The sequence below is a fragment of the Rubrivivax benzoatilyticus JA2 = ATCC BAA-35 genome (assembly GCF_000190375.1).
Lineage (GTDB): Bacteria > Pseudomonadota > Gammaproteobacteria > Burkholderiales > Burkholderiaceae_C > Rubrivivax > Rubrivivax benzoatilyticus.
In genome coordinates, this window is sequence record NZ_AEWG01000018.1 from 1 (window position 1) to 5,326 (window position 5,326).

Here is a 5,326-nt window from a genome sequence, read left to right on the forward strand (position 1 = left end):
GCCTGCTGGGCGAGGTGCTTTCGGTGCGCTGATCGGGCTCCGGTCAATCGTTCGCCAAAAACAAAAAGGCCCGGTTCGTATTGAACCGGGCCTTCGAATAAATAGCCTGACGATGTCCTACTTTCACACGGGAACCCGCACTATCATCGGCGCAAAGGCGTTTCACTATCCTGTTCGGGATGGGAAGGAGTGGGACCACCTCGCTATGGTCATCAGGCTTGACTTGTCGCCTCGCTGCTTCTTGGGGGCAGCTAGGCCAATTCATAGAGTATTTGAAAATCAGCTGTTCGATCGCGCTACTGGCATAACCCGTTCGACTCAATCGTCAAAGTTATAGGGTCAAGCCTCACGAGCAATTAGTACCGGTTAGCTCAACGCATTACTGCGCTTCCACACCCGGCCTATCAACGTCCTGGTCTCGAACGACTCTTCAGGGGGCTCAAGGCCCCGGCAAGACTCATCTTGGAACGAGTTTCCCGCTTAGATGCTTTCAGCGGTTATCTCTTCCGCACTTAGCTACTCGGCAATGCCACTGGCGTGACAACCGATACACCAGAGGTGCGTCCACTCCGGTCCTCTCGTACTAGGAGCAGGCTTCCTCAATCTTGCAGCGCCCACGGAAGATAGGGACCAAACTGTCTCACGACGTTTTAAACCCAGCTCACGTACCTCTTTAAATGGCGAACAGCCATACCCTTGGGACCGGCTACAGCCCCAGGATGAGATGAGCCGACATCGAGGTGCCAAACACCGCCGTCGATATGAACTCTTGGGCGGTATCAGCCTGTTATCCCCAGAGTACCTTTTATCCGTTGAGCGATGGCCCTTCCATACAGAACCACCGGATCACTTAGTCCTACTTTCGTACCTGCTCGACTTGTCAGTCTCGCAGTCAAGCACGCTTATGCCTATGCACTATTAGCACGATTTCCGACCGTGCCTAGCGTACCTTCGAACTCCTCCGTTACGCTTTGGGAGGAGACCGCCCCAGTCAAACTGCCCACCATACACTGTCCCCAACCCGGATAACGGGCCAAGGTTAGAACCTCAAACACACCAGGGTGGTATTTCAACGTTGGCTCCACGATACCTAGCGGCACCGCTTCAAAGCCTCCCACCTATCCTACACAGATCTGTTCAAAGTCCAATGTAAAGCTACAGTAAAGGTTCATGGGGTCTTTCCGTCTTTCCGCGGGGAGATTGCATCATCACAAACATTTCAACTTCGCTGAGTCTCTGGAGGAGACAGTGTGGCCATCGTTACGCCATTCGTGCAGGTCGGAACTTACCCGACAAGGAATTTCGCTACCTTAGGACCGTTATAGTTACGGCCGCCGTTTACTGGGACTTCAATCAAGAGCTTGCACCCCATCATTTAATCTTCCAGCACCGGGCAGGCGTCACACCCTATACGTCGACTTTCGTCTTTGCAGAGTGCTGTGTTTTTAATAAACAGTCGCAGCCACCGATTCTCTGCGGCCTCATTGGGCTCCCCAAGTAAATGGTTCACCTACTAAAGGCACACCTTCTTCCGAAGTTACGGTGTCAATTTGCCGAGTTCCTTCTCCAGAGTTCTCTCAAGCGCCTTAGAATACTCATCTCGCGCACCAGTGTCGGTTTGCGGTACGGTCGTCTATAGCTGAAGCTTAGTGGCTTTTCCTGGAAGCAGGGTATCACTCGCTTCGGCGGCAAGCCGCCTCGTTATCACCCCTCATCTAAGACCCCCGGATTTGCCTAAGGGCCACGACTACAGGCTTGAACCGGGACATCCAACACCCGGCCGAGCTAACCTTCTCCGTCCCCACATCGCACTATAGATCGGTACAGGAATATTGACCTGTTTCCCATCAGCTACGCATCTCTGCCTCGCCTTAGGGGCCGACTCACCCTACGCCGATGAACGTTGCGTAGGAAACCTTGCGCTTTCGGCGAGGGGGCTTTTCACCCCCTTTAACGCTACTCATGTCAGCATTCGCACTTCCGATACCTCCAGCAGACCTCACGATCCACCTTCGCAGGCGTACGGAACGCTCTCCTACCACTTGCACTTGCGTGCAAATCCGCAGCTTCGGTAACTGGCTTAGCCCCGTTACATCTTCCGCGCAGGACGACTCGATCAGTGAGCTATTACGCTTTCTTTAAATGGTGGCTGCTTCTAAGCCAACATCCTGACTGTTTTAGCCTTCCCACTTCGTTTCCCACTTAGCCAATTTTGGGGACCTTAGCTGGCGGTCTGGGTTGTTTCCCTCTTGTGTCCGGACGTTAGCACCCGGTGCACTGTCTCCCAAGCTGTACTCATCGGTATTCGGAGTTTGCAATGGTTTGGTAAGTCGCCATGACCCCCTAGCCATAACAGTGCTCTACCCCCGACGGTAATACTTGAGGCACTACCTAAATAGTTTTCGGAGAGAACCAGCTATCTCCAAGTTTGTTTAGCCTTTCACCCCTATCCACAGCTCATCCGCTAGTTTTGCAACACTAGTCGGTTCGGACCTCCAGCAGGTGTTACCCTACCTTCATCCTGGCCATGGATAGATCACTTGGTTTCGGGTCTACACCCAGCGACTAGACGCCCTATTCGGACTCGGTTTCCCTTCGCCTTCCCTATTCGGTTAAGCTTGCCACTGAATGTAAGTCGCTGACCCATTATACAAAAGGTACGCCGTCACCCTTGCGGGCTCCGACTTTTTGTATGCATGCGGTTTCAGGATCTATTTCACTCCCCTCCCGGGGTTCTTTTCGCCTTTCCCTCACGGTACTAGTTCGCTATCGGTCGATTACGAGTATTTAGCCTTGGAGGATGGTCCCCCCATGTTCAGACAGGGTTTCACGTGCCCCGCCCTACTTGTCGTACGCCTAGTTCCACAGAAGACTTTTTTCATACAGGGCTATCACCTGCTATGGCCGGACTTTCCAGACCGTTCTGATAAATCGACTGCTAAAACGTACAGGCTGTTCCGATTTCGCTCGCCACTACTTTCGGAATCTCGGTTGATGTCTTTTCCTCGAGCTACTGAGATGTTTCAGTTCGCCCGGTTCGCCTCGTCACCCTATGTATTCAGATGACGATACCCTTGCGGGTGGGTTTCCCCATTCGGAAATCCCCGGATCAAAGCTTGCTTGCCAGCTCCCCGAGGCTTATCGCAGACTGCCACGTCCTTCATCGCCTGTAATCGCCAAGGCATCCACCACATGCACTTAGTCACTTGACCCTATAACTTTGACGCCGAAGCTCTCGCTTCAGACATCCGGTCAATGACAGATTTTGAGTATTCACGCGTTATGCCGAACTTCAATTCTCGCGAATCAAAGTTTGTATTGACGCAATCAAACTGTCGCTGATGGCACGGCGCATCCCGAAAGATGCTTTCCATCAGCAACGCTGATTTTCGACTCTATGAATTGTTAAAGAACGACGACAGCCGATCGAAACGATCGAACCGCAAAACACTCAGGCAAGTGCTTTGCGCTTCAAACGCTCGTGCGTGGGATGGTGGAGGTGAACGGGATCGAACCGATGACCCCCTGCTTGCAAAGCAGGTGCTCTCCCAGCTGAGCTACACCCCCAGAGGATGGTGGGTCTGGTTGGATTCGAACCAACGACCCCCGCCTTATCAAGACGGTGCTCTAACCGACTGAGCTACAGACCCGCACACTCGGGATAGTCTGTCGTCAACAACAGCCGATAAGTGTGAGCGCTTGAAATTGAGTGCTTTTTCCAGAAAGGAGGTGATCCAGCCGCACCTTCCGATACGGCTACCTTGTTACGACTTCACCCCAGTCACGAACCCTGCCGTGGTAATCGCCCTCCTTGCGGTTAGGCTAACTACTTCTGGCAGAACCCGCTCCCATGGTGTGACGGGCGGTGTGTACAAGACCCGGGAACGTATTCACCGCGGCAAGCTGATCCGCGATTACTAGCGATTCCGACTTCACGCAGTCGAGTTGCAGACTGCGATCCGGACTACGACCGGTTTTCTGGGATTGGCTCCCCCTCGCGGGTTGGCAGCCCTCTGTACCGGCCATTGTATGACGTGTGTAGCCCTACCCATAAGGGCCATGATGACCTGACGTCATCCCCACCTTCCTCCGGTTTGTCACCGGCAGTCTCATTAGAGTGCCCTTACGTAGCAACTAATGACAAGGGTTGCGCTCGTTGCGGGACTTAACCCAACATCTCACGACACGAGCTGACGACGGCCATGCAGCACCTGTGTCCAGGTTCTCTTTCGAGCACTCCCACATCTCTGCAGGATTCCTGGCATGTCAAGGGTAGGTAAGGTTTTTCGCGTTGCGTCGAATTAAACCACATCATCCACCGCTTGTGCGGGTCCCCGTCAATTCCTTTGAGTTTCAACCTTGCGGCCGTACTCCCCAGGCGGTCAACTTCACGCGTTAGCTACGTTACTGAGAAGAAACCCTCCCAACAACCAGTTGACATCGTTTAGGGCGTGGACTACCAGGGTATCTAATCCTGTTTGCTCCCCACGCTTTCGTGCATGAGCGTCAGTGCAGGCCCAGGGGATTGCCTTCGCCATCGGTGTTCCTCCGCATATCTACGCATTTCACTGCTACACGCGGAATTCCATCCCCCTCTGCCGCACTCAAGCTATGCAGTCACAAATGCAGTTCCCAGGTTAAGCCCGGGGATTTCACATCTGTCTTACATAACCGCCTGCGCACGCTTTACGCCCAGTAATTCCGATTAACGCTTGCACCCTACGTATTACCGCGGCTGCTGGCACGTAGTTAGCCGGTGCTTATTCTTCAGGTACCGTCATCCTCCCGAGGTATTAACCCAGAAGATTTCTTCCCTGACAAAAGCGGTTTACAACCCGAAGGCCTTCTTCCCGCACGCGGCATGGCTGGATCAGGCTTGCGCCCATTGTCCAAAATTCCCCACTGCTGCCTCCCGTAGGAGTCTGGGCCGTGTCTCAGTCCCAGTGTGGCTGGTCGTCCTCTCAGACCAGCTACAGATCGCAGGCTTGGTAGGCCTTTACCCCACCAACTACCTAATCTGACATCGGCCGCTCCAATAGCGCGAGGCCTTACGGTCCCCCGCTTTCACCCGTAGGTCGTATGCGGTATTAATCCGGCTTTCGCCGGGCTATCCCCCACTACTGGGCACGTTCCGATGCATTACTCACCCGTTCGCCACTCGTCAGCACCTTGCGGCCTGTTACCGTTCGACTTGCATGTGTAAGGCATGCCGCCAGCGTTCAATCTGAGCCAGGATCAAACTCTTCAGTTCGATCTTGAATTTGCTCAATAGGAATCGAAGTGAACTTCACTTCTATTTCCATGAGCGTTTAAAGTCACTAGGACC

2 tRNA genes and 3 rRNA genes are annotated in these 5,326 nt (G+C 53.6%); all 5 read right to left on the reverse strand.

The features are described from left to right. Window positions 1-104: 104 nt before the first annotated feature. Window positions 105-217: ribosomal RNA gene (gene rrf / locus RBXJA2T_RS01600) — 5S ribosomal RNA — on the reverse strand. A gap of 118 nt (window positions 218-335) precedes the next feature. Beyond that, window positions 336-3,212: ribosomal RNA gene (locus tag RBXJA2T_RS01605) — 23S ribosomal RNA — on the reverse strand. A 279-nt stretch (window positions 3,213-3,491) separates the two neighbouring features. Then, window positions 3,492-3,567 (reverse strand) — tRNA-Ala (locus RBXJA2T_RS01610). Window positions 3,568-3,573: 6 nt separating this feature from the next. After that, window positions 3,574-3,650 (reverse strand) — tRNA-Ile (locus RBXJA2T_RS01615). 72 nt (window positions 3,651-3,722) lie between these two features. Next, window positions 3,723-5,251 (reverse strand): 16S ribosomal RNA (locus RBXJA2T_RS01620). Together the 16S, 23S and 5S rRNA genes with 2 tRNA genes alongside form the textbook arrangement of a ribosomal RNA operon. Window positions 5,252-5,326: the final 75 nt, after the last annotated feature.